This is a genomic window from Streptomyces sp. NPDC059679, assembly GCF_042734105.1.
In the GTDB taxonomy this organism is placed as follows: Bacteria; Actinomycetota; Actinomycetes; order Streptomycetales; family Streptomycetaceae; genus Streptomyces.
Genome location: NZ_JBHWES010000068.1, coordinates 1 through 24,927, shown reverse-complemented (window position 1 = coordinate 24,927; position 24,927 = coordinate 1). Strand labels below are relative to the sequence as shown.

Sequence of the window (24,927 nt, the reverse complement as noted above, 5' to 3'; positions counted from 1 at the left end):
ACATGACGGTTCCGCCGTCGTCCTCCGCCGCGATCGCGCGGTCCTTCCCGCTCCGCGGTTCGCCGGCCGAGGCCCGCACGATCGCTCCCCGCCCCGCCGGCACCTTCCCGCACCACGATGTGGCGGAGGGCCCCGGGTCCGGCGGTGATGACGGCGGCTGGCTGGTTGCCGTCGGGGAACCGGCCATCGGCCGGCTGGCCGTGCTCGCGCGGCGTCGGCTGGCGCTGCTCTGCGATATCGGTGTGAGCGTCGGCACCACACTGGACGTGCGCCGCACCGCCGAGGAACTGGTGAAGGTGGCCGTTCCGGAGTTCGCCGACTTCTGCGCGGTCGACCTCGCAGAGGGTGTACCGGAGGGCGAGGCCCCCGGCCCCGGAACCACACCCGTGCTGCGGCGTACCGCCTCTTCCGATGCCCTGGGGCACGGCCTCTGGTACCCCGTCGGGGACACCGTCGTATACGCACCCGCGACGCCACAGGCACGCTGCCTCGCCGGGGGACGGGCCGTGCACGAGCCGATGCTCAGTGAGGCGCACGGCTGGCGGACCCAGGACCCCGAACGCTGTGCGGCACTGCTCGATCAGGGAGCGCGCTCGCTGGTCGCCGCTCCCCTGCGGGCCCGGGACACCGTACTCGGTGTGGTCACGTTCGTCCGGACCGATCAGTCCCCCGCCTTCGAGGACGACGACATGACACTCGCCGAGGAGCTCGTCGGCCGAGCCGCCCTGTGCATCGACAACGCCCGCCGGTACACCCGCGAGCACGCCACCGCACTCGCCCTGCAACGCAGCCTGCTGCCCCGGGGCCTGCCACGCCAGAACGCCGTGGACGCCGCGTACCGCTACCTGCCGGCCCGGTCGGGCGTGGGCGGGGACTGGTACGACGTCATCCCGCTGTCCGGTTGCCGGGTCGCCCTGGTCGTGGGCGACGTGACCGGCCATGGTGTGCATGCCGCCGCCACCATGGGCCGGCTGCGTACCGCGGTGCACAACTTCGCCGCCCTGGACCTCCCCATCGAGGACCTGCTGACCGGGCTCGACGACCTGGCCTGCCGACTGGACGACGAGGAGGGCCACGAGCGCGTGATCGGCGCTTCCTGCCTGTACGCCGTGTACGATCCGGTGACCCGGCGTTGCACCATGGCACGGGCCGGCCACCCCGAACCCGCCCTGGTGAGTCCGGACGGCTCCGTCAGGTTCCTGCGTCTGCCCCCGGGGCCACCGCTGGGTCTGGGCGGCATTCCGTTCGAGACGACCGAGATCGAACTGGCAGCCGGCAGCAGGCTGGTGTTCTTCACCGACGGTCTCGTCGAGCGTCGCGGCCGCGACCTCGACGACGGCCTGAAACTGCTCCGGCACGCCCTGCTGGGCTCCGGCTCGGGCTCGTCGCCGGAGGAGACCTGTGACGCCGTTCTGGAGGCGCTGCTGTCCGGGAGGCTCGACGACGACGTGGCTGTGCTGGTCGCCGATCTCCAAGGGCTGGACAGTCAGCAGGTGGCCGTTTGGGGAGTTCCATCGGCCCCCTCCCAGGTTTCCGCTGTCCGTGATGCCATCACCCGACGGCTCTGCGACTGGGATCTGGAGGAACTGGCGTTCAGCACCGAACTGATCGTGAGTGAGCTGGTCACCAACGCGATCCGCTACGGCTGCGAGCCCGTCCAGGTACGCCTGTTGCGTGACGAAGGACTTGTCTGCGAGGTGTCCGACGGCAGCAGTACCTCCCCGCGCATGCGCCGTGCCCGTCACACCGACGAGGGTGGCCGAGGCCTGTTCCTCGTCGCCCAGCTCTGCCACCGCTGGGGGACGCGCTACACCGACGTCGGAAAAGTGATCTGGACCGAGCAGTCCATCCCCGTCGGCTGAACGATCACGGTGGTTCCCCGTCGGGGGCCACCGTGTACGCAGGTGTGATCGGCTGCGCCGAGGTGGTCGTGGATCCACCGGCGTTCGTCATGGGCCTGGAAGGCCGAGGTGATGGCCTCCTGGCCGGCGTCCGTGAGACGGAGCTGGAGCGCGCGTCCGTCATACGCGGCACGCTCCTTGCCCACCAGACCGCCCCTCTCCACCGTGTTCACCAGCGCCGATACCGCGGCCCTGCTCATGCCGGCCAACCTCATCGCGAGCGGGTCCACACGGCACACTTCCCGGCCGACCCGCTCCACCGCGTGTTCGATGAACGACCAGAAGTGCAGATGATCTGCGTCGGTCTGTTCCTGGGGCACACGCCGAGTGCAGGCGGGGCGGCCCGAGGAGCGGACAAGAGGTTGCTTTGCTCCCAGGGCTTCCCGAACGCCCCGCCAGGCGCGACCTCGGTCATCGAGTCCTGGTACAGAGAAACCACACCGGTCCCCGACCGCCACGAGCGACCTGCCAGGTCTCCCATCCTTGGCCGCCGCGGCGGCGCTGCCGGGATCACCGTGGAGCGGAAGAACCCCACGGCGATCCGTCGGTCTCACGGCGTGGCCGCCCGGCGCCGGACAAGAGCGTCCAGAGCTGTGACTCCCGCACCGGCGCGACCGACGGCGATCGGATTCACCTCGGCTTCGAGCACATCGGGGTGGTCGGTGGCGAGGTGCGATATGCCGACGATCACGCGGGCGAGCGCCTGGACGTCGCCGGCCGGCGCGCCCCGGTATCCCTTGAGGACCGACAGTCCCTTGACCTCGTGGATCATGTCGAGAGCCGTCTCGTGTGTCACGGGCGCCAGCCTGACGGCGGAGTCGGCGAACAGTTCCGCCAGCACACCGCCGGTGGACAGCACCACGATGGGGCCGACGTCGGGGCTCAGCCGGTAGCCGACGAGTGCCTCGGCGAGACCGGGGTCCATCATCCGCTGCACCAGGACGCGGTCGACACCGATCTTGGGATCGTAGGCGGCAACATCGGTGACGATGGCGCGGGCGGCGGCCCGTACGCCCTCGGCGTCACGCACACCCAGGACCACACCGCCGGCCTCGCTCTTGTGCGGCAGCTCGGCCGAGAGGGCCTTCACCACCACTGGATACTCGAAGGGAAGGTCGATCGGGCCGTCCAGATCCGCCACGGCGAGCGCAACCGCGGGTGCCGTCACGACCCCTTGCCCATCGAGGAGGGCGGCAGACGCCTGTTCGTCCAGGACCATCGCCTCGGCCCTGGTGCCCTGGGCGAACCGCGTGTGCTCGCCGATGGTGGCCGGTCGGCGGGTGAATGCCGCAGCGACGACGTCGGCGCACGACTCCGGGGTCCGGAAGGCCGGCACCCCGGACTGGTTGAGCAACTCCGCGGCTTCGGGGGCCTCGGGAAGGGCGAACGCCACCAGTGGCACCTTGTGATCGCCGCGCTCGGCGATCGCGTGCACCGCCAGTTCGGGGTTGAGCCGTGCCGAGGACCCGATGACGAAAACGATCAGGTCGAACTCGCCGCTGTCCTGCATCACCCGCAGCGCATTGGTCACGATGTCGTGCTTCGCCCCGGCCAGCCCCAGGTCCGCGATCAGGCTGTGCGGAACGGCCGCACCCGCCTCCGCCATACGGTCCAGGAGTTCGGAGCTGGGGCCCACGACGGTCATGCCCCGCAACGCGAGCTGATCGACCATGACCGCCGCTCCGCCACCAGTGGTGGTGACCACGCCGATCCGCGGAGTGCCGCGTTCTGCGGAGGCCGGGATCCGCCGCAGCAGCGCGGGGGCCTCTACGAGGGACTCGAAGTGTGAGACCCGGCTGAAGCCGCACGCAGCGAAGAACGCCTCCGACTCGCTGTCCTCGCCCGCGAGCGCGCCTGTGTGGGAGACCGTCAGGGCTGCGGCTTCCTGTGACCTGCCGAGTTTGTACACGGCGACGGGCTTGCCCGCTTTGTGGGCCGCGGCCGCGAAGGAGGCGAGGTCCTCCGCGTGACGCAGCGACTCCAGGAAGAGCGCGTATGAGGTGATGCCCGGATCGTCGAGAGTGGCTTCGCAGATACTGCCCAGCGAGAGGTCGGCTTCGCCTCCGGTGGAGACGAGTCCGGCGAACCCGATGCCGCGGCCACGCGCACGGCTCACCAGCGCACCGATGACGCTGCCCGACTGCGAGGCGACGAAGATGCCGCCCTGCGGGGTGTCCGGCTCGCCGAAGGCCGCGTTCCCGGTGAGCATCACTCCGTTGCGCGGGTTGATCACACCGAGGCTGCTCGGCCCGACCAGTCGCACCTCCCCCTCGGCGGCCTTCGCCCGGAGCCGGTCTTCGCGTTCGCGACCCGCCTCTCCCTCTTCGGCGAAGCCCGAGGAGAGCACCGTGGCGATCCGCACACCGAGCCGGGCGCACTCGCCGACCACCTCGATGGCCGTCTCAGCGCCGGTCATGATGTAGACGTGCTCCGGGGCCTCGGGCAGGGCGGAAAGGCTCGGCCAGGCCTTCACCCCCTGGACGCTGTCCCGGCGGGGATTGATGAAGTACGTCCTCCCGGTGTAGCCCGCGTGCGCGAGGAACCGCTGCGGCCGTCCGGTGGTCTTGGCCGCATTGTCGGACGCTCCCACGATGGCGACACTGCGCGGGCTCAAGAGAGCCTGAGCAAGCGCGTGCTGGGAGGCTGGGTTCTGCATGGCCGTCATCTCCTGAAGGTGACCGCGCCGGTGGCGCGGTGGCGCCGACTCGAAGGTGCCGTGTGGACGCCTGGTCGTCCTGGATGAGGTGACGAGGGCGCTGACATCGCCACCCCTCGGCGCGATAGTTCCATACTCTATAGAATGTTGTCTACAGACCCCTGGCGCCATCCCCTTTGAGACGGGGGGCAGCACGTGAAGGAGTGCCACACATGGAACTGACGCAGGGAGACGAGTCCTCGCGGGAAGCGGTGATCAATACCGATCCGCTCGTGGAGCGTCTCGCGCTGATACCGGCGGGCGGGGACGCCTTCACCGGTTTCCCACCACGCGGTTTCGACCAACGCGTCTTCGGGGGGCACCTGCTGGCGCAGGCGTTGCTCGCGGCCGCCAGGACCGTTGAGGCCACTCGTGTCGCGAATTCGCTGCACACGTTCTTCCTGCGCTCGGGGCAGCCGGATCGGGAGATCCGGTACGCGGTGTCCCGGGTGCGCGACGGCCGTTCCTTCTCGGTGCGTTCGGTGCACGCCGAACAGGACGGTCGCACGCTGTTGGCGTTCAACGTGACGTTTGCCGAGCCCCGGGGCGACGGCGGCGTCCGCGGGCTGCCGATGCCGTCAGTCCCCGAGCCCGAGACACTGGCTCCGCTGCACGAGCGGAGCGAGAACAAGCACTGTCCCGACGGCTTCAACTGGCGCAGCCGTCGGGACTGGTGGACCGGTTCCCGTCCGCTGGACGTGAGGTACGTCGACGATGAGTTCCTGGACGATCCCTCGATGCGGTGTTTCTGGTTCCGAGTCGCTCCCGTCGTCGATGCCGACCAGAACGTCCAGCGTTCGGTCCTGGCCTTTGCCTCGGACCGTTCCCTTCTTCCCGCGATTCACAAGGCCCGCGGCGAACTGGACCGACCGGGGCACCGCAAGGTGGCCAGCGTCGACCACGCGATGTGGTTTCACGCGGATGTGCGGGCGGGTGACTGGCTGCTCTACGTCCAGGACAGCCCGTTCAGCTCGTCGGGGCTGGGACTGGCGCGAGGACTGATTCACCGGCAGGACGGCGCTCTCGCCGCGTCGGTGGTGCAGCAGGGGGTGATCTCCGGCCACCGCTGACGCCACAGCGGCACGCCGATGGCGGACCGTGAACCCGCGGTCCGCCATCAACCGGCGCGGCGCACTCCGCCCTCAGCCGGCGGTGAGAAGCGACAAGCGCCCTGGGCGGAAGCCCCACCCGGTCGCCTCGCCGAGCCGCTTCTGGCTCCGGTCCAGTACCGCCGGGTCCTGGCCGCGCGCCCAGAAGGTGATGCCGCCCTCGTGATCCGGGAAGCCGTAGGCGAGCGTCAGCATGAGGTCGATGTCTGTGGCGCGGTCGGCAATGCCGTCGGCCAGGAGCAGAGCAGCTTCGTTGGCCATCGCCATCAGCGCCCGGTCCACGATCTCGGGACCGGTGAACGTTCGCGGCTCGATGCCCTTGGACCGCCGGGACCGGTCGATCAGTTCGGCCACCCGGCTGTCCGGTACGGGTGTCCTCGATCCGGGCTCGTAGTGGTACCAGCCGTTGCCGGTCTTCTGTCCCAGCCGGCCCAGCTCACAGAGTTGGTCCGCGATGTCCGGGTATCGCTCGCGCGGGTCCCGGTCGGCCGCTCTGCGTTGCCGCATCCGCCAGGCGATGTCGAGACCCGACATGTCGGAGACAGCGAACGGTCCCATCGCGAAGCCGAAGTCCTCCAGCACCCGGTCGACCTGCTCGGGCGCCGCTCCTTCCTCCACCATCAGCTCGCACTGTCGGCGGTAGGCGTTGTATATCCGGTTTCCGATGAAGCCGTCGCACACGCCTGCGATGATCGGCAGCTTCCGCAGGGCGTGGGCGATCGTCAGTGCCATGTCCATGGTCCGGTCCGACGAACGCGCGCCGCGCACGACCTCGAGGACCGCAGACCGGTGTGCCGGGTTGAAGAAGTGCAGACCCACGAGGCGGGAGGGCTCCTCCAGCGCGGACGCCAGGACGTCGACGTCGAGGTAGGAGGTGTTCGTCGCGATGGTGGTGTCCGGAGCCGTGATGTTCTCCAGTTGCCTGAGGACATCCGTCTTCACGTCGGTGTCCTCGTACACCGCCTCGATGACCAGGTCGGCCGCCGCGAGATCCCGCAACCCTGAGCCGGCCGAAAGCAGGCCAAGCCGTCTGCCGGCCTCATCGGACGAGAGACGCCCGGAGGACGTCATTCGCTCGTAGGTGCCGCGCAGCGCGTCAACAGCACGATCCGCCGCCTCGGGGGCCTGGTCGACCACGGTGGCCGCGATGCCGGCCTCCACGAGGGCGCGGGCGATCCCGGCCCCCATGGTCCCTGCCCCGACCACACCGACGTGGCCGACTTCGGCGTTCCCGCTGGGCCGGTTCGCCTTCCGCACCGCGGTGCGGGCGAAGAACAGGTGGCGCACCGCGGCCGCCTCCGTCCCGGTGCGCAACCGGTTGAACGCGGCACGTTCGTGGGCGAGGGCGCGCCCGACGGGTACGGCGGTCCCGGTGAGGACCGCGCCCACGGCGGCCACGACGGCCGGGCGAGCCGCACCACGGGCAAGCGCCGCGCGGGCAGCCTCCTCGACTGCTCCGGGCGGGTCCGTGCGTACCGGCAGGGCGCGCAGCACCCGCTTGCCGCCCAGTTTCCGGGCGAACCTGATCGCCTCGTCACGCAGCGATGACATCACCACCTCGTCGACCAGCCCCTCGTCGTGCGCCAGCTCGACCGGGATCCGGGCGCCGGAGGTGACCAGTTCGAGGGTCCGGGCGGGGGTGACCAGCCGTTGGGTGCGCTGGGTCCCGCCGGCACCGGGAATCATCCCGAGGGTCACCTCGGGAAATCCGACCGTCCCTCCTGCCAGGGCGATCCGGCCATCGCACCCGAGCGCGAGTTCGAACCCGCCGCCCAGCGTGGCACCCGCCAGTGCCGCCACCACGGGTTTGGGACACTGTTCGATCGCGGCAATCACCGCGGGGAGTTGCGGTTCCGGCAAGGGCCCGGAGAACTCCCGCAGGTCCGAGCCGGAGATGAAGTGGCGCTGGGCCCCGATCAGTACGACGGCCGTGATCATGTCGTCGCGGCCGGCCGCCTCGATGCCGGCGAGCAGACCGGCCCGCACCTCAGCAGTACTGGCGTTGACAGGAGGGTGGTCGATGATCAGCAGCGCCACGTCCTGTTCGGTGGTGAGGGTGATGGGGCCCCATCGCCGCCCGGCCCCGGTGTTCTCCACAGTCATGGTCTCCTCACCGCTCACCCGCGCTGGCTGAAGCGCCGGCCGAAGATTTCCTCGGCGATCCGGTTCTTCAGGATCTCGGTCGACCCCCCGGCGATCATCCATCCGCGGGTGCGCCGCATGCAGTACTCGACGAGGGTGTCGGTGCTGTATCCCATCGCGCCCATGGCCTGCATCGCCTCGTTGGCCGCGCGGAAGCCCGCCTCGTTCGCGGCGAGTTTGGCGACCGATGTCTCATAGGCCGAGGGCAGCCCGTCCTCGGCGTTGCGGACGGCCCGGTCGAGCAGTGCTCCGGCCGCGTCCAGGGCGACCGCCACCTCGGCGAACTTCCACTGGAGTCCCTGGAACTCGTTGAGGGTGCGCCCGAATTGGGTCCTTCGGCTGACGTGGTCCTTGGCGATCGTGAAGGCCAGACGGCCCAGGGCCAGGGCGCGGGAGGCGTTGCCGATGCGCTCGACGTTGAAGCCGCTCATCTGTTTCTTGAATCCGCCGGGGCCCAGGAGGATGTTCTCCTTCGGGATGCGGCAGTTGTCGAAGTACAGCTGCGCCCAGGTCTCGCCGCTCATGTACGACGAGGGGGATCCGAGGGTGAAGCCCTCGGTGCCGCGCTCGATGAGGACCGATCCGATGTTGGAGGTGCCCGGGCCGAACCGGACGTAGACCAGGAACAGGGTGGCGTCGACGCTGTGGGTCGACCAGATCTTGGTGCCGTTGACGACGATCGAATCGCCGTCCTCGGTGGCGGTGGTCTTCAGCTCGGTGGCAGCCGAGCCGGCTTCCGGTTCGCTCATGCCCAAGGAGAGCAGCGCGCGTCCGGCGAGCAGATCGGGCAGGTACTTCTGCTTCTGTCGGCTCGTTCCGAATTCGGCGAACGTCCTGATCGCGCCGAAGTTTCCGGCCTGGAGGATGTCAGCGCTCTTTGGGCAGACCTGCGCGATCTCCTGGATCACAGCCACGGCGTTCGCCAGCCCGGCTCCTTGCCCGCCGTCTTCGGCCGAGATGGTCAGGCCCAGCAGTCCCTGGTCGGCCAGCAGCTGGGCGATGTCCCAGGAGTACCGGGGGTCGTGGGCGCGCTCCAGCGCGCCGTCGGCCAGGTGGCGGCGGGCGAAGGATCGGACGGAGTCGACGAGATCCTGACGTTCGGTCGTCGTGTCTGGCATGCGTATGCGGTTCCTTGTGTCTCTTGTGGAGGTGTGCGATGGCGGATCGGCGGCCACGGCGGATCAGCGCGCTCATCCGATGAAGTCGAACGCCTTCTTCCAGACCTTGGCGTCGGCGTCCGCGTGCTGCGCGAACCCCTTCTCGGTCAGCAGGTGGAAGCGGGGCGAGTCGGCCTGGGGCAGTTGGTATTCACCGGACTTGACCGGCTTGATATCGGTGCGGGCCGGAACGAATCCCTGGGCCGCGGCAAAGCTCTGGCCTTCCTTGGACATCTGCCAGTTCGCGAACACCCGGGCGGCAGGACTTCTGACTCCCGCGGCGGTCAGCCCCAGGGGACCTGCCGAGGCGGAGATCCCCTTCTCCGGGATGACGAGCTTGATCGGCGCGCCCGCCAACTGGGCGGCGAAGGCGTTGTTGAAGCTGAGGGAGGCCACGGAGATCTCGCCGCGGGCGAGCGCGTCGACCTCAGTGGAGGTCGAGTCGAAGATACGCGCGTTCTGCCGTCCCTGCGCCATGAGGAACTCGGGTCCGAAGCTCTCGATCTGGAAGCGGGCCAGAGCATTCAGGGTCCCGCCCGTGGTGATGGCCACGACACCGAGCTTGTCGCGGTACCGGGAGGCGGTCAGATCCTCCCACCGCGTGGGGGGATGGTCCGTGACGAGGGCCGAGTTGTAGCCCAGCGCGTTGACGAAGTAGTACCCGGTCCAGAACCGATCGTTGGTCACCGCTTTCTGCCTGCGCAGCTTGGTGTGGAACGGGGTGCGGTACGGGACGTAGACACCCGCCTTCGCGAGCTGCTGGGCGATGCGGGGGTCGGTGATGCGGATGGCCTCGGCCGACAGTTTGCCGGCGCCGTTTTCCGACAGGACACGTTCGGCGAGCTTGTTCGTGGGCAGCCGGGTCAGTTCGACCTTGATGCCCGTGTCCTGCTCGAACCGGGCGACGGCGAGGTCCTCGGCCTCCTTGCCGGTTCCCGAATAGAGGATGACCGTGTCCTTCTTCGCCGCCTCGTACAGCTTCCGGTCCGCCACCAGCTCGCCGTCGATGCGCAGACCGTTCGACCGGTCGATGGCCGGAGGGGGCAGCAGCTCCCGGGCTTCCTTGGATTTGGTGGCCGACAGGTCACCGCAGGCCGTCGCCGAGGCCATGACCGACAGAGCCAGTACGGCCGTGGTGAGGTAGCGGGCCCGGCCGCGGTGTCCGCGGCGCCGTGGGATTCGATTACGCACCGAGGCCCCCGTTTCGTGCGCCGAGACGGCGCGGAAGGTAGCTCAGGACGAACATGATCAGGCAGTAGACGAGTGCGGTGGCCGACGCTTCCCGCAGCGCTCCGCCGTTCTCGAACTGGTCGTAGATGGCGATCGACAGGGTCTCGGTGTCGGTGGTGTAGAGGAAGAGGGGAACGGTCAGCTCCCTCATGCTGAGCATGAGGAGCAGGAGGAACGTCGAGGAGACGGCGGTCCGCAGCAGCGGCAGCGTGACGAAGGAGATCGCCCGTGACCGTCGGGCGCCCAGCATCACCGCGCTGTCCTCGAGGTCCCGGTCGGTGGCCTGGATCGCCGCGGCGATGCCGCGGAAGCCCTGGGGCATCTGTACCGCGATGAAACCGAGGATCAGCACCCACAGGGTCCCGTAGACGGACACCGGCATCACCAGCCAGGTCCACAGCAGTCCGATGCCGAGCACCACGGCGGGAATGGCCAGCGGGATCATCGACAGCGCTTCCAGTGCGCCTCGCGCCCAGGAGTTGGTGCGGTACACCACATATCCTGCGAGGAAGGCCAGGACCGTTCCGCCCAGCGCCGCCAGCACCGAGACGAACACGCTGTTGGTGGCGGCCTTGGCGAACACATCGGAGGACACGGCGTCGGCGAAGGACGTGATGTTCAGTGCCCCCGGCTCGGTGAGGCTGTCGAAAGAGCTCATGTACGGCGAGGTACGAATGGCCGAGAGGAACAGCCCCAGGAGGGGGCCCACGATGGCCAGCAGGAAGTAGAGCAGCGCCGCGGCCAGGGCAGGCGCCTTGTACCGGCCCAGCGACAGTGTGCGCGCCTTGACCCCCTTACCAGACACGGTGGTGTACGAGCGCTTGGCGAGGATACGCCGCTGGAAGAGTGTGACGGTCACGACGACGGCGACCAGCACGACCGCGACGGCCGCCGCTTCGTTTCCGCGCGAGGGCGCGGCGTTCATCAGCTTGTAGATGAAGGTCGGCAGGGTGTTGATGTTGCCGGGGGTGGCCAGCATCTGTGCGACCGGGAAGTTCTCGAAGACGAGGACGAAGATCAGCAGACCCGATCCGAGGATCGCCGGAAGCGCCAGGGGCACCGTCACCGACCGGATCGTCCTCCAGACCGACCCGCCATGAACCCCCGCCGCGTCCTCCAGGTCCGGATTCATCAGCGACATCGCGCTGTGGATCATCAGGAAGGCGTACGGCGCGTAGTACATCGCCATCACCATGACGATGCCGGGTACCGAGTAGATGTCGACGGGGCCGGTCAGGCCGAGGTCGCGGAAGCCGATGTTGATCAGCCCTGCCCCGGGACTGCCGAGGATGGACCAGGCCAGTGCCCCGACATAGGAGGGCAGGAAGAGCGGCATGAGGCCGATCAGGAAGACGAAGCCCTTGCACGGGATGTCGGTCCGTGCGGTCAGGAAGGCGAGGAACCCGCCGATCAGCAGCGCCAGCACCGTCGCGGACACGGCGATCAGCAACGAGTCGGCCATCGCTTCGAGCACCCCCGCCTCGGTGAGTATCCGGAAGTTGTCGAAGGTCAGGTCGAAACCGATGCTGCCAGGCCGTGGCACGTCCTCGCTCACCGCGGCGAGCAGGATGAAACCCGCCGGTACCAGGACGAGGAACCCCACAATCACCAGCAGCGGAAGGCTGAGGAGCCTGGCGCGGCGGCCCGCCTTTTGCGGGCGCCGCCGCTTGGCCGGTTCGACGGTGGCCGGCTCGGAATCGAGGAGAGTCGCGCTCATGCCGCCATCACCGACTCCGCCAGTTCCGGAACCGTGTTGGGGACTACCTTCACCCGTTCCGGGTCGATACGGACCATGACGCGCGCGCCGTGGGAGAGGTGCCCCGTCGCCGGCGGGGGGCAGATGGCCTCGATGCGCAGCCCCGAGTCGGTGGTGACCTTGCACCGTATGGATGAGCCCTGGAAGACCGCGACGTCGACGGTGCCCGCGAAGGAGTTCGTCGTCCCGTCCCGGTCCGCTGATGCCGCAGGGGCCGACGGGGCAAGGCCGACCTGGACGTCCTCGGGCCGGATGCAGACGCTGGACGGGCCGTCCGGCGGGGACGTGGCGGCACGCAGGGTCACGGAGTGGTCGGTCAGCTCGACGTGTCGCGAGGAGGCCGAGGGCTTGACCGGGTAGATGTTCGTCACGCCGAGGAACGAGGCGATCGAGGCGCTGGCGGGGGCCTGGTAGATCTCTTCGGGCGTGCCCAGTTGGGTGACCCGTCCCTCCTGCATGATCGCGATCTGGTCGGCCAGGGCGAGCGCCTCCTGCTGGTCATGGGTGACATACAGACTGGTCAGGCCGCGCTCGACCTGGATGCGCCGGAGTTCGACGCGCAGGTCGTCACGGAGCCGCGCGTCCAGGTTCGACAGCGGTTCGTCGAGCAACAGCACACCGGGGGCCATCGCCATCGAACGGGCCAGGGCGACCCGCTGCATCTGACCGCCGCTGAGCATGCTGGCGCCCCGGTCGGCGAGATGCGCCAGTCCCACGACCTCGAGGACCGCCAATACCTCACGGCGGCGGTCGCCCTTGGCAACGCCCTTCATCTTCAGGGGGAACGCGACGTTCTCGAGCACCGTCTTGTGCGGCCACACGGCGTACGACTGGAAGACCATCCCCACATTGCGCCGGAAGGCGGGAACGGCCTTGCCGCGTGCGGCGTCGAAGACCGCCTTGTCACCGATCGAGATCGATCCCCGGGTGGGCGACTCCAGCCCTGCGATGCACCGCATGGTGCTGGTCTTGCCGCATCCGGACTGCCCGAGGAGTACGACGGACTGCCCGTCCTCAATGGTGAGGTCCAGATTTCTGATGGCCACGAAGTCGCCGTAGACGAGCTCCAGGCCACGCACGTCAACCTTCATGAGTGGGCTCCTCTCCGCTCACGCCGACAGCGCGCTGTGGCGGCCGGCCTCGCGGCGTACCGCGCGGTCGAGTCCGTCGAGGAAGTCCAGATCGCGGAAGTTCCACGCCGCCGCGATGAGTTCCTGGCAACCGGCCGCACCGATGACCGGTTCGACGAGCCCCCTGGCCTTTCCCTCGAGGGCCTCGTCCGACAACGGGTTCGCCGGTTCTCCGTAGGGATGCTGAACTCGGTGACGCAGCCGGGTACCGTCGCTCAGCGTGACCGTGACATCGGCCGGCCGGCCGGTCTTGGGATAGGCGGCGTCGGCCGTCGCGTCGAGTTCGACGGTGACCTTGCCCATCAGGGCAGCCACCTCGTCATCATGTCGCGACTTCACGTCGAAGTCGGTCAGGGTGACCGAACCGCGGAGCAGCGCCACCGCCACCGTGAAAGGAAGGCTGAGCTGCGCCTGGAGCACGGTGTCGAGGACCGTCCCGGCGTGATTGGTGGCGATCTTGAACGTTCCGACGTGGATCCGATCGATCTGTGCGGGGTCGATCGCGTGCTCCTTCCGGAGCGCCAGCACGGCGTCGATCGCGCCATGGAGGTGGCGGCAGCACGGATACGGCTTGACGTAGGTGTTCAGGAGCACCCACCGCTCCCCCAGCCCGTCCCGCACCGTCTCGGGAAACCAGTCCGTGCCCTCGGCGCCGGCGAACGCGGCGAAGTAGCCGTCCCGTCCTTCCAGCACCGTCGTCGGCCCGGTCAGTCCCGCGAGCGCCAGATCAGCGCTGACGATTCCGTCGCGGGCGGCCTTTCCGGGATGCAGCCGCTTGACCTCGGCGGAACCGCTGAGGAACTCGAACAGGCCACTGGCGTGCGAGGCGGCGATGCCCAGAGCATTGGCCACGCCGCTCGCGTCCAGATCCAGCAGCACGCTCACGGCGGCGGCCGCCCCCAGCACGCCGGCGATGGCAGTGTTGTGGAAGTGGTTGTTCCGCGTCGCCGGGTGTCCGGCGGCGGCGATACGGCAGGACAGTTCCATTCCGATGGCCGCGGCGACGAGAACCCGCTCGGCTTCGATCCGGCGCTCCTGAGCAACCGCGAAGACGGCGGGGAGGATGACCGACGTCGGGTGCATGCTCCCAGGGGTGTAGCCCTCGTCGGCTTCTATCCCGTGGCCGTTCGTCCCATTGATGAGCGCCGCCCCCAGGGCTGATATGCGGCCGTGCCCGATGGCGGTGGCGACATCACCGGGATACGTCCGTCCGGCGTGAGCCGCGACCGATGCCGAGACCGGCCCCACGGAACTCGCGACGACTCCGGCCAGGTGGTCAAGGATCATCCGCCGCACATGACGGTGCAGAGCGTCAGGCAACGCGGTGTGCTGCTGCGCGACGACCCATTCCGCGACATCCCAGGTCAGCCCTACTTGCTTGGTCATTCGGACTCCAGACTCTCGACGCTGAGAGGGGGGCATTCTCGGAGGCGACGTGAGCCACGCCACTGTCCCGCTCCCCGCAGTCGCGGACATTACATAGTCTATAGAGTGTTGTCTAGAGTCTTCGATGCCCACTGACGGGCGGTCGGTTCACGGTGCGCCTGCCGGCCCGAATACGCTGATGAGTGGCACAGGCCGACCGAAGTACGGCGAAAGCCCGAGGACGCGGAGCGATGGCGCGGTCGGCGCAGGGAACGCCGACGCAGGGGCCACATCGGGACGTGGTTGGCCCCTACCTTGAGGCGTGAGTTACCGCCTTACTCCCCTGCGCTTGCTCTACACGCTGTACATTATTGAGTACAGAATAACGAGCGCCGGCCCAGGCCGGCCACGATACAGAGGAGCGCGATGGTTCGGGATGACGGCGGCTCCGCGCCCCCGCTGAGCAGGACTGCCTATGTCGCCGAGCGCATCCGCGACGAAGTCACCCGCGGCATCATCCGCCCTGGGGAACTAATCAAGCAGACGGAGCTGGCGAAGCGTTACGGCGTGAGCCCGACGCCGGTACGCGAGGCGCTGCGGCTACTCGAGGCCGACGGGGTGATCACCTACTCCCCGCACAAGGGCGCCTCCGTCCGGCAGATGACTCCCGACACGGCGCGCGACCTCTACCGTCTACGGGCCGCTGCCGAGAGCACGGCCGCCACGATGGCGGTGGAACGCATGACCCCCGCGGGGCTGGACCTGATCCGCGAGCACCACCGCGTCCTCGCGGAGTCGCAGCGCGGCGGCAAGGCGACGGCCGCGGAGCTGTCCGTGCTCAACCGCGCCTTCCACTTCGCCATCTATGAGCAGTCATCCCCTCTCGTCGTCCAGTACGTCGACGCACTGTGGGTGCGGTTCACGCCCTCGGCCACGATCTGGACGGCGGAACACGCCGCAGAACTGCAGCACGACCACGACCTCATTCTCGACGCGGTGGTCCGGGGCGACGCGACGGCGGCAGGCGAGCTGACCGCCGCGCACATCCGTCGCGCGGCCGTCATCCGCGAACGCGAACCCGCCCTCCGTGCGGCAGGGAGCGACGACCATCAGGATTTCCAGCCTCAGTGAGGTGCGGAACACAACCGCACCGTCACCAGGCACGGGGAGCGCTCCGAGTGCTGAGGTAGCGTGGCCGCATCGATCTTCGATTCGGACGGGGAGGCCCACGAGTGTCGAGGCAGGATCCCGACGTCATCGACTCGGTGGAGAAGGCGTTCCGACTGCTGCAGTCTTTCTCGGCACAGTGCCCGCGGATGACGGTCAGCGAAGCCGCTGAGGCCACCGGTCTGACCCGGGCGACCGCGCGACGGCTGCTGCTCACCTTCGAGCGGCTCGGGTTCGCACAGAGCGACGGCCGCAGCTTCCGGCTCACCCCCCGAGTGCTGCGCTTCGGCTTCGGCTATCTGTCTGCACTTCCTTACTGGGAGAGCGCACAGCCGCATATGCGGGCGCTGGCGGACGAGCTGCGCGAATCCTGCTCGATGGCCACCCTGGACGGAGCGGAGATCGTCTATGTGGCGCGGGTGCCCGCGCCACGCAGCATGACGATCACCTTGAGCACAGGTTCACGGCTGCCCGCCTATGCGACCTCCATGGGCAGGGTGCTGTTGGCCGCACTTCCCGAGTCGGAGCTGGCATCGGGTCTCCCCGAAGGAGCGCTGCCACGGCTCACCGCCTGTACGATCACCGACCCCAAGGAATTCGCGGCCGAATTGGCGCGGGTGCGTGCCCAGGGTTACGCCGTCGTGGACGGCGAGCGTGAGGAAGGGGTGCGGTCGGCCGCGGCTCCGGTTCGGGGCAGCGAGGGGCAGGTGCTCGCGGCGATCAATGTCTCGGCCAACGCGGCTCGGGTCTCCCTGAGGGAGCTGCGCTCGCGGTTCGTACCGCGGGTCATCGAGACGGCCGAGGCCATCTCGGCCGATCTGCGCTTCGCCAGCATGCCCTGATCCTTGAGGGAGAGGGCCCAGTCGAAGTCGAAGAGCCTCGTCGGGCTGTCGACAAGGAGGCGCGGACGCGGGGAGGGGTCGGGTGCGATCGGCACATCCTGTGGGGCTTGGTTATTCATCGCTGCTGGTCAAACGCCCCACCCAGCGTGCAGAGAGCTGCGACCAGAATGGGATGATCGTGTCGCTCCTGTACCAGGTGACTCGACGCCTCCTCGCCGTCCCGACGGTGCTTCTACGGCGGGACACCTCGAAGGAGGCCGAACTTCTCGTCCTGCGCCATGAAAACGCCGTGCTACGACGCCAACTACAAGGACGAGTACGGTTCGAACCCGCGGACCTGAAGGGTGTCAATATTCGAATTAGGCTGCTGAGCTGCACGTTTGCTGTGGATGATGAGGCGGTCGGGGTGGCGTGGTGTGGTACTCGTTGAGCAGTCCGCCGAGTACCTGGCGGCGCCTGACCGCGGCAGCTGTCAGGGGGATGACGTTCGGGTCGTCGTCGGGCGCTCGTAGGTCGAGGCCGCGGTGGGCTCGTCCGGCGTTGCAGTGCTCCGCATACGTGGTGAGGACCGTGCGCAGATGTCGTTCACCAGTGATGAGGAGTCGGTCGGTGCATTCGGCGCGGGCTGTGCGTATCCATCGTTCGGCGAACGCGTTTGACCGTGGGCTCTGCGGCGGGGTCGGGATGACAACTGTACTGTTGCCGGCGAAGACGGCGTCGAACGCGGCGGTGAACTTGCTGTCCCGGTCACGGATGAGGACCCGGAAACACCCAGCCCTCTCCTCGAGGTCCATGAGCAGATTGCGGGCGAGTTGGGTGACCCATGCCCCGGTGGGACGTGCGGTGACACCCAGGACATGAACGCGCCGGGTCTTGATCTCCATGACGAAGAACACGTAGAGACGTCTTAGGAAGACGGTCTCCACGTGCATGAAATCGCAAGCAAGCAGCGTGTGGGCCTGGGCTCGCAGGAAGGAACGCCAGGTCTGCTGGCTTGCTCGCTGCGGTGCGGGCGGCAGACCGGAGCGGCGCAGAACGCGCCGGATCGTGGCGGCGGCAACCCGATGGCCAAGCCGTCGAAGCTCACCTTGGATCCTGACGTATCCCCAGGTCGGGTTCTCTCTCGCCAGGCGCTGGATGAGCGCGACTGTCGCTTCCGGCAACGGCGGACGACCGGATCCGACCGCCGCCGGGCGCCACTTCCAGTGCACCAGACGGCGGTGCCAGGCCAGCAGGGTGCCCGGGGTAACCAGCCGATGGCGGCGTAAGACGGATGGCAGGTGCCGTGCGAGAGCGGAGAGCACGGCACGATCAGCCCATGAAAGCCGCGGCCGCTCGACCTGTCGACGCAGCACAGCGACCTCATGACGAAGGGCAAGGATCTCGGCGTTGTTCGCGGCGGTCGAGCGGCCCAGCAAAAGCAGGCAGCCCAGCAGGCGGCAGAAGATCAGGTAGAGAAGTCGCAGACCCACGATCACTGATCATGCCCATACTTGGGCGATCGCAAAGCCCCAGGTCAACCACCGTACGCCAATAAAGACACCCTTCAGGCGTGCACTGCCGGAATCAGCGGCGCGTTGCTCCCGGGTACGCGGCCGAACGCGGCGCGGACTGCGGTGAAAGGGCGTTTCGAGCTTCGCCCATGCTGGCAGCCCTGCGCTCCGGGAACTGCACGGCTGGCACGGCCGCGCCCGGTAGGCGCTGTCAGGTGACAGCGCGGGCGGCGGCGCGGAGGGCAGCCGCTACGCGGTTGACGGACTGCGTGGGACGGCGGCCGAGGCTGGCCAGGAGCAGTCGCCGTTGTTCCTGAGGGCCGCCGCGTACGGGGAGGATGCGGACGCCTTCGGGTGCGGCCGGGGCCAGGGCGGCGGGCACGGTGGTCAGCCCCGAACCAGCGGCGACGAGGTGAAGTTTGGCGCACCAGTCCCGGACGGTGTGTGCGATCTCGGGTCGTTCGTCTAGACCCGGCCATACGCCCATCAAACGGTCCTCGCCGGAGGAAGGGCTCGCGATCCAGCGCTGTCCCCGGAGGTCGGCCACGTCGACGAAGTCGCCGCGGGCGAGCGGATGGGTGGCGGGTACCGCCAGGCGCAGGGCGCGTTCGGTGAGTGTCTCCAACACGAGCGGGGGTGTCTCGGTGTCCGGCGGGCGGAAGGGTGGCGCCGAGCCGAGCAGGACCAGGTCCAGGCTGCCGGCGCGCAGGGCGCGTACCAGGACGGGGGTGGTGCCCTCGCGGCTGACGACCCGCAGGCTGGGGTCGGTGTGGCTGAGCTCGGTGAGGGCCCTGGGGAGGAGGACGGCTCCTGCGCTGGGGATCCATCCCAATCGGACGGTACCGGCCGCGGCGGGCAGGCCGGACAGTTCCCTGGCGGTCGCCTCGATCTCGTCGATCACGACCGTCGCGTGGCGCAGGACGGTGCGGCCGGCCGCGGTCAGCCGTACTCCTTCGCGCCGACGCTGCAGCAGTTGCGTGCCCGCGGCCCGTTCGATCGCTGCCACCTGCCGGGACACGGCGGACTGGGTGTAGCCCAGTGAGGTGGCTGCCGCGGTGAAGGTCCCGTGCTCGGCGACGGCGCGAAAGACGCGCAGCGCGGTGAGGGAGACGTCCTCGAAGTTCATGACGATCACGCATACCACATGTTCCGAACTCTCGTTGGACGCATGGTGCGCGGCGCTTCTAGCGTGGCAGGCATGACCGCTTCTCGCATCGCTCTTGTCACCGGCGCCAACCAAGGGTTGGGCCGCGCCCTGGCCGAGGGACTGGCGGCCCGCATGAACGAGGGCGATCTCGTCCTGCTCACCGGCCGCAACCGACAACGGGTGGGGGAGGCCGCCCATGAGGTCGGCCGGTTGCCCGGCACTCGTGCCCGCGTCGAGGGCCGTGTCCTGGACGTCACCGACACCGATGCCATCGCCCGTCTCGCCGGGGAGCTCGGGGCACGGCAGGGCGGGGTCGACGTCGTCGTGTCCAACGCAGTCGCCCGCCTTCTGCCCGAGGAGTCCCAGGCCGAGCGGGCCGATGAGTTCATCGACGTTTCGAACACCGCCACCCACGCGGTCCTGCGCGCCTTCGGCCCCGTCCTGCGTCCGGGCGGCCGGCTCCTGGTCGTGGCCAGCAGCCTGGGCACGCTCGGTCATCTCGATACCCGGCTTCACCACCTCTTCGACGATGCGAGCCTCGACCAGGTCGAGTACGCCGTGGAGTCCTGGCGTAGCGCCGTCCGCAACAGGACGGCGCGGGAGGCGGGCTGGCCCCTGTGGCTGAACGTGCCGTCCAAGGTGGCTCAGGTCGCCGCCGTCCGCGCCGTCGCCGCCGAGCGCCGCGCACGCGACCTCGCCGGCGGCACCCTGATCGCGGCCGTGTGCCCGGGCATGGTCGACACTGGCACCTCGCGGCCCTGGTTCAGCGACCACAGCCGGGCCCAGACACCCGCTAGGGCCGCCGAAGCCGTGCTCGACCTGGTCTTCGCCGAGCACGTGGACCCCGCCTTGTACGGCGAACTGGTGCGGTTCGGAAAGGTCCTGCCCTGGCACGACGGCACACCCCCCGTGGAACAGGACCGGATGCTCACCTCCTGAACACGCCGAGTCGTCGCGCCGGCTTCGAAGACACAGCCGGCTCAGAGAACACAGCAGGGAGTTCGCTCGTGAACCTCATCACCACCCCCTTCGATTTCTCCAGCACGACGGACGAGGTGACGCGGGGTGTCGACCTCACCGGCCGTCGCGCGGTGATCACCGGTGCCTCGTCGGGGCTCGGCGCCGAGACGGCCCGGGCTCTGGCCGCCACAGGCGCGGAAGTCACCCTCGCCGTGCGGGACGTCGCCTCCGGCGAACACGTCGCCAAGGACATCAGCGCCTCCACCGGACGTCACGCCGTGCACGTGGCGCACCTGGACCTGTCCGATCCCGCGTCCGTCACCGCCTTCACCGCCGCCTGGCGCGGCCCGCTGCACGTCCTGGTGAACAACGCGGGCGTCATGGCCTGCCCCGAGCAGTACACCGAGCAGGGCTGGGAATGGCAGTTCGCCACCAACCACCTGGGGCACTTCGCCCTCGCCACCGGCCTGCACAGGGCATTGGCCGCCGACGGCAACGCGCGTGTGGTCGTGGTGAGTTCCTCCGGTCACCAGCGCTCCCCGATCGTGTGGGACGACGTCAACTTCGCCTTCCGCCCCTATGATCCGTGGCTTGCCTACGGCCAGTCCAAGACCGCGAACGTCCTCTTCGCAGTCGAAGCGACCCGCCGCTGGGCCGGGGACAACATCACCGCCAACGCGTGCATGCCCGGCGCCATCCACACGAACCTGCAACGGCACACCGCCGGACGCGGCAGCGGGCTGGTCCCCGACCATCTGATCAAGACGGTCGAGCAGGGAGCGGCGACGTCCGTCCTGCTCGCCGCCTCACCGCTCCTCGACGGCGCGGGCGGCCGCTACTTCGTCGACTGCAACGAGAGCGACGTCGTCGACCGCCGCACCGGCACCTTGCACGGGGTCGCCCGCTACGCCGTCGACCCGGACAACGCCGGGCGCCTGTGGGACCTGTCGCGGGAACTCCTCGCACAGGCCCGCTAGGCATCTCTGCCGGATACGACCGCCAGCCACCGGCGGCACACGGTCCTCAGCCGGTCTTCGACTGGCCTTCAGAGCTGCGACTGTGCGCGCAGCCCGTCGAGGATGAGCGCGAGCATCCGGGGAGCGCGGTCCTCGGGGACGGCGGCGGCACGCCAGAGCGCGCCGGTGAGCTGGAGGAAGTCAGCGGGGTCCGCGTCCGCGCGGATGCTTCCGTCCTTCTTGCCGGCGTCGAGGAGCTCGGTGATCGCGGTGATGACCGGGCCGTAGCTCTGGTCGCTCATCGCCTGGTGCGCGCTGGGGCTGAGGGCCTCGCCCAAGCCGTGCTTCCTGCGCATGGCCTCGACCAGGTCGAGCGTCCAGGCGCGCAGCGCGTCCAGGGGCGGCAGCTCGGCGAGCAGGTCGGGCACGGTGCCGGTGATGCGGGTGACCTCGTCCTGATAGACGGCCAGGACCAGCGCCTCGCGGGTGGGGAAGTTGCGGTACAGCGTGCCAGGGCCGACGCCGGCGTGCTGGGCGATCTGGTTCATCGACGTGGCGCCGTCCTCGCCCAGCACCTCGCGGGCGGCAGCGAGGATGCGTGCCCTGTTCTCACGGGCGTCGGATCGGACCACGAGATCTCCCCTTGCTAAGTGGAGAGCTCTCCACTACGTTATTCGGAGAGCTCTCCACTTACTTTAGAGGGGCACCATGCACTACATCAAGCTCGGCACCACCGGCCTGGACGTGTCACCGATCGCCGTCGGCGCCATGACCTACGGCGAACCCGACCGCGGGCACCCCGTCTGGTCGAAGGGCGAGGAGGAGGCTCGCCCGCTCATCAAGCACGCCCTGGAGGCGGGCATCAACTTCTTCGACACCGCGAACTTGTACTCCAACGGCTCCAGCGAGGAGATCCTCGGCCGCGCACTGAAGGACTACGCCGACCGCGACGCCGTGGTCATCGCCACGAAACTGCGCCACCCGATGCGCCCGGGTCCGAACGGACGCGGACTGTCACGCAAGGCGATCATGACCGAGGTCGACCACTCCCTGCGCCGCCTCGGCACGGACTACATCGACCTCTACCAGATCCACCGCAACGACCACTCCACCCCCTGGGAGGAGACACTCCAGGCCCTCAGCGACCTCGTGCAGGCCGGCAAGGTCCGCTACCTCGGCGCCTCCTCCATGCACGCCTGGGAATTCGCCAAGGCCCTCCACCTGCAGAAGCGTCACGGCTGGGCGCGGTTCGTGTCGATGCAGAACCACTACAACCTCCTCGCCCGCGAAGAGGAACGGGAAATGATCCCGCTGTGCCTGGACGAAGGCGTCGGCACCCTCATCTGGTCCCCCCTGGCCCGCGGCCGCCTGGCCCGGGCCTGGGACGACGCCCGCTCCACCCAGCGCGCCGAAACCGACGCGGCCTACGCCGATCTGCTCTACTCACCCGCGCAGGAAGCGTCCAACAAGGCGATCACCGACGCGGTCGGCCAGGTGGCGGACGCTCACGGTGTGAGCCGCGCCCAGATCGCGCTCGTCTGGCTGCGCCGCCAGCCGGTGGTCACCGCGCCCCTGCTCGGCGCCGGCTCCATCCGCCAGATCGACCAGGCCGTGGCCTCCCTCGACATCGACCTCACCGACGACGAGGTGCGCGCCCTTGAAGCCCCGTACACCCCGCGCCACGACTGGCAGGGCGTCTCCGACGAAGCCGAGCTGGAGGCCATCCGCCGACGCATCCCCGGAATGGCGCTGTCATGAACCCCATCGTCCGCTCCGGCCCGGCCGCCCGCGCCGGAGCCCTCCTCATCCTGCTCGGCCCGCTCGTGTCCTGACTGGCCGAGCTCGTCACCGCCGCATGGCAGGACCCGCCGTACTCGCCCTTCCACAACTGGGTCAGTCACCTCGGCCTGACCGGCCCGCCCCAGACCGCGTTCGGGCAAGTCGCTGATCACCCCTCGGCGCCGTCATGAACACCGGCTGGGTGGTCTACGGCATCCTCCTGGCCGTCGGCGCGTTCCTCGTGTTCGACCTGCGCAAGGGCATCCACCCGACCATCATCGTGATACTCGCCGTCCTGGCCGGCGCCGGAGTCGGCCTCGTCGGCATCTTCCAAGGCTCCAACACCAACGTCGACAACGGCCTGATCGCCCTCCACACGCTCGGCGCGCAGACCGTCATGCTCGCCGGCAACGTCATGGCGATCGCCACCGGAGCCAACGGCGCCCGCATCGGCCTCAGCCGCCGCCACTCGACCGCGAGCATCGCCCTGGGCACCGCGGGTCTGATCGCCTTCCCGCTCTTCATGGCCGACGCCCTCACCGGCTGGATGTGGAACATCGGCCTGCTCGAACGCGCCGTTATCTACCCGATCATGATCAGTCACGCCCTCCTCGCCAGCAGCATCGCCGCCCGACGACTGCCCGTGACACCCCCACCCACCTCCCTTCCCATCCACGCCACCAGCTGAGGAGACACCCATGACACCCGTACTGGTCACCGGAGGGACCGGATTCATCGGAAGCTGGTGCATCCTCGCCCTGCTCGACGCCGGCCACACCGTCCGCACCACCGTCCGCGACCCACAGCGCGAACCGGCCTTGCGCTCCTGGCTGCACGAGGCCGCCGTCTTCGACGACGACCGGCTCACCGTCGTACGCGCCGACCTCCAGCACTCCGACGGCTGGGACGCCGCCGCAGCCGACTGCGAGCACGTCCTCCACGTCGCTTCACCCACCCTGCGTCACACCCCCGCAAGCGACGACGACCTGGTCGTCCCGGCCCGCGAAGGGGTCCTGCGCGTCCTGCGCGCCGCCCGTGACGCAGGCGTCCGCCGTACCGTGCTGACCAGCGCCTTCGGCGCCGTCGGCATCGGACACCCCCCACGCTCCACCCCGTTCACCGAGGAGGACTGGACCGACATCGACGCCGATATCCCGCCCTACCAGCGTTCCAAGACCCTCGCCGAGCGTGCCGCCTGGCAGTTCATCCGGGAGGAAGGCGGCGGTATGGAACTGACCGCCGTACACCCCGTGGGCGTCTTCGGCCCCCTCCTCGGCCCCGACGACCCGCCCTCCCTGCGCCTGGTCCGCAGGATGCTGGAGGGACGCTTCCCCGCCTGCCCGCCCTTCGGCATGGGCTACGTCGACGTCCGCGACGTCGCCGACCTGCACGTGCGCGCCATGACCGACCCCGCAGCCGCCGGCGAACGCTTCCTCGCCGTCGCTGGCCACAGCCTGCGCGTCATCGACATCGCCCGCATCCTGCACAACCGTCTGGGCGAACGCGCCGCCAAGGCCCCGACCCGCGAACTGCCCGTCTGGCTCACCCGGGCCCTGGCCACCGTCAACCCCGAACTACGCCTACTCAAGCACCAGCTGGGCCGCGACCTCGACGCCACCGGTGCGAAAGCGGAGAAGCTCCTCGGCTGGAAGGCACGTCCGATCGAGGACACGATCGCGGACACCGCCGAAAGCCTGCTCGCCCACGGCATCGGCGCATAACCTCGTCGGCTGCCTCATCGCACAGAACGGTCTCGACGCGAAGCGGCGCAGTTGGCCCTGAACCGGGCCCGCAAAGTGTTGGCGATGCTGGCCTGTTCGTGGTGCGACGCCATGAACTGACCGATGAATCGTGGGCGGCGATCGACCCGTTGCTGGCCCTGCCTCGGATGGGCAGGCCAGTGCGAGACCCCCGTGGCTGCGTGAGGGCCGCGTGATGAACAAGCGCGCGACGGCGCGCCCAGTGAAGGCTGTGCCGCTCGAAAAGTCATCGCTGCATGTCACGCTGCATATCTGTACTCGTTGATGAGGCCGCCGAGGGTCGGGGTGCGCAGGACTTTGCCGGTGCTGAGGCCATGCGCCGCGGCGGGTTGTTCGTG

Annotated in this window: 20 protein-coding genes and 2 pseudogenes; 11 read left to right on the top strand and 11 right to left on the bottom strand. The window is 69.0% G+C overall.

Going from position 1 to position 24,927, the window contains the following annotated elements; all coding sequences use genetic code 11:
* Nucleotides 1–2: 2 nt before the first annotated feature.
* The gene (locus ACFV2X_RS44505) at nt 3–1,862 is read left to right on the top strand and encodes a SpoIIE family protein phosphatase (RefSeq protein WP_385627442.1); all 1,860 of its coding nucleotides are present in this window, start codon (nt 3–5) and stop codon (nt 1,860–1,862) included.
* On the opposite strand, the gene ACFV2X_RS44500 is transcribed toward ACFV2X_RS44505, so the two are convergent.
* The gene (locus ACFV2X_RS44500) at nt 1,808–2,221 is read right to left on the bottom strand and encodes a MarR family winged helix-turn-helix transcriptional regulator (protein ID WP_385627439.1); all 414 of its coding nucleotides are present in this window, start codon (nt 2,219–2,221) and stop codon (nt 1,808–1,810) included. The two genes, ACFV2X_RS44505 and ACFV2X_RS44500, sit on opposite strands and share 55 nt — an antisense overlap.
* A gap of 230 nt (nt 2,222–2,451) precedes the next feature.
* On the bottom strand, nt 2,452–4,557 hold the full coding sequence (locus tag ACFV2X_RS44495) for an acetate--CoA ligase family protein (protein ID WP_385627436.1): 2,106 nt from the start codon (nt 4,555–4,557) through the stop codon (nt 2,452–2,454).
* Between the two features lie 212 nt (nt 4,558–4,769).
* Here ACFV2X_RS44495 and ACFV2X_RS44490 point away from each other — a divergent pair, with 212 nt between their 5' ends.
* Nucleotides 4,770–5,666: an acyl-CoA thioesterase gene (locus ACFV2X_RS44490; protein ID WP_385627433.1), complete on the top strand. Its 897-nt coding sequence runs from the start codon at nt 4,770–4,772 to the stop codon at nt 5,664–5,666.
* 72 nt (nt 5,667–5,738) lie between these two features.
* Here the strand turns inward: ACFV2X_RS44490 and ACFV2X_RS44485 are convergent, their stop codons facing one another.
* The 6 genes from ACFV2X_RS44485 to ACFV2X_RS44460 all read right to left on the bottom strand — a co-directional run bounded on the left by ACFV2X_RS44485 (nt 5,739) and on the right by ACFV2X_RS44460 (nt 14,506).
* On the bottom strand, nt 5,739–7,808 hold the full coding sequence (locus ACFV2X_RS44485) for a 3-hydroxyacyl-CoA dehydrogenase NAD-binding domain-containing protein (protein ID WP_385627430.1): 2,070 nt from the start codon (nt 7,806–7,808) through the stop codon (nt 5,739–5,741).
* Between the two features lie 14 nt (nt 7,809–7,822).
* A complete protein-coding gene (locus ACFV2X_RS44480) occupies nt 7,823–8,965 on the bottom strand; it encodes an acyl-CoA dehydrogenase family protein (RefSeq protein WP_385627427.1) in 1,143 nt (380 codons plus the stop codon).
* Between the two features lie 72 nt (nt 8,966–9,037).
* Nucleotides 9,038–10,195 carry an ABC transporter substrate-binding protein gene (locus tag ACFV2X_RS44475; RefSeq protein WP_385627425.1) on the bottom strand — a complete coding sequence of 386 codons (1,158 nt, stop codon included), beginning with the start codon at nt 10,193–10,195 and terminating at the stop codon, nt 9,038–9,040.
* A complete protein-coding gene (locus tag ACFV2X_RS44470; protein WP_385627422.1) occupies nt 10,188–11,951 on the bottom strand; it encodes an ABC transporter permease in 1,764 nt (587 codons plus the stop codon). Before ACFV2X_RS44470 ends, ACFV2X_RS44475 begins: the two co-directional genes overlap by 8 nt.
* A complete protein-coding gene (locus ACFV2X_RS44465) occupies nt 11,948–13,081 on the bottom strand; it encodes an ABC transporter ATP-binding protein (RefSeq protein ID WP_385627421.1) in 1,134 nt (377 codons plus the stop codon). The genes ACFV2X_RS44470 and ACFV2X_RS44465 overlap by 4 nt, the downstream gene beginning before the upstream one ends.
* Before the next feature lie 18 nt (nt 13,082–13,099).
* Nucleotides 13,100–14,506: an MmgE/PrpD family protein gene (locus ACFV2X_RS44460; RefSeq protein WP_385627418.1), complete on the bottom strand. Its 1,407-nt coding sequence runs from the start codon at nt 14,504–14,506 to the stop codon at nt 13,100–13,102.
* Between the two features lie 405 nt (nt 14,507–14,911).
* Here ACFV2X_RS44460 and ACFV2X_RS44455 point away from each other — a divergent pair, with 405 nt between their 5' ends.
* The 3 genes and pseudogenes from ACFV2X_RS44455 to ACFV2X_RS44445 all read left to right on the top strand — a co-directional run.
* On the top strand, nt 14,912–15,616 hold the full coding sequence (locus ACFV2X_RS44455; RefSeq protein ID WP_385627417.1) for a GntR family transcriptional regulator: 705 nt from the start codon (nt 14,912–14,914) through the stop codon (nt 15,614–15,616).
* Between the two features lie 101 nt (nt 15,617–15,717).
* On the top strand, nt 15,718–16,494 hold the full coding sequence (locus tag ACFV2X_RS44450; RefSeq protein ID WP_385627415.1) for an IclR family transcriptional regulator C-terminal domain-containing protein: 777 nt from the start codon (nt 15,718–15,720) through the stop codon (nt 16,492–16,494).
* A gap of 172 nt (nt 16,495–16,666) precedes the next feature.
* Nucleotides 16,667–16,831: pseudogene (locus ACFV2X_RS44445) on the top strand (integrase); the annotation flags it as partial.
* Between the two features lie 22 nt (nt 16,832–16,853).
* On the opposite strand, the gene ACFV2X_RS44440 reads toward ACFV2X_RS44445, so the two are convergent.
* Complete coding sequence (locus ACFV2X_RS44440; protein ID WP_385627517.1) at nt 16,854–17,966, bottom strand: integrase core domain-containing protein; 1,113 nt, start codon at nt 17,964–17,966, stop codon at nt 16,854–16,856.
* A gap of 232 nt (nt 17,967–18,198) precedes the next feature.
* Nucleotides 18,199–19,113: a LysR family transcriptional regulator gene (locus ACFV2X_RS44435; RefSeq protein ID WP_385627514.1), complete on the bottom strand. Its 915-nt coding sequence runs from the start codon at nt 19,111–19,113 to the stop codon at nt 18,199–18,201.
* 72 nt (nt 19,114–19,185) lie between these two features.
* On the opposite strand from ACFV2X_RS44435, the gene ACFV2X_RS44430 reads away from it, so the two are divergent.
* Both ACFV2X_RS44430 and ACFV2X_RS44425 read left to right on the top strand, forming a co-directional pair.
* A complete protein-coding gene (locus ACFV2X_RS44430) occupies nt 19,186–20,073 on the top strand; it encodes an SDR family NAD(P)-dependent oxidoreductase (RefSeq protein ID WP_385627413.1) in 888 nt (295 codons plus the stop codon).
* 68 nt (nt 20,074–20,141) lie between these two features.
* A complete protein-coding gene (locus tag ACFV2X_RS44425) occupies nt 20,142–21,071 on the top strand; it encodes an SDR family NAD(P)-dependent oxidoreductase (RefSeq protein ID WP_385627411.1) in 930 nt (309 codons plus the stop codon).
* 68 nt (nt 21,072–21,139) lie between these two features.
* Here the strand turns inward: ACFV2X_RS44425 and ACFV2X_RS44420 are convergent, their stop codons facing one another.
* Nucleotides 21,140–21,682, bottom strand: a complete 543-nt coding sequence (locus tag ACFV2X_RS44420) for a TetR/AcrR family transcriptional regulator (RefSeq protein WP_385627408.1) — start codon at nt 21,680–21,682, stop codon at nt 21,140–21,142.
* 76 nt (nt 21,683–21,758) lie between these two features.
* On the opposite strand from ACFV2X_RS44420, the gene ACFV2X_RS44415 reads away from it, so the two are divergent.
* The 4 genes and pseudogenes from ACFV2X_RS44415 to ACFV2X_RS44400 all read left to right on the top strand — a co-directional run.
* Nucleotides 21,759–22,808 carry an aldo/keto reductase gene (locus tag ACFV2X_RS44415; protein ID WP_385627406.1) on the top strand — a complete coding sequence of 350 codons (1,050 nt, stop codon included), beginning with the start codon at nt 21,759–21,761 and terminating at the stop codon, nt 22,806–22,808.
* A gap of 208 nt (nt 22,809–23,016) precedes the next feature.
* Nucleotides 23,017–23,517, top strand: coding sequence for a hypothetical protein (locus tag ACFV2X_RS44410; RefSeq protein WP_385627403.1), 501 nt, complete (start codon nt 23,017–23,019; stop codon nt 23,515–23,517).
* A 10-nt stretch (nt 23,518–23,527) separates the two neighbouring features.
* Nucleotides 23,528–24,550, top strand: coding sequence for an SDR family oxidoreductase (locus ACFV2X_RS44405; protein ID WP_385627401.1), 1,023 nt, complete (start codon nt 23,528–23,530; stop codon nt 24,548–24,550).
* 92 nt (nt 24,551–24,642) lie between these two features.
* A pseudogene (locus tag ACFV2X_RS44400) lies at nt 24,643–24,753 on the top strand (IS5/IS1182 family transposase); the annotation flags it as partial.
* Between the last annotated feature and the right edge of the window lie 174 nt (nt 24,754–24,927).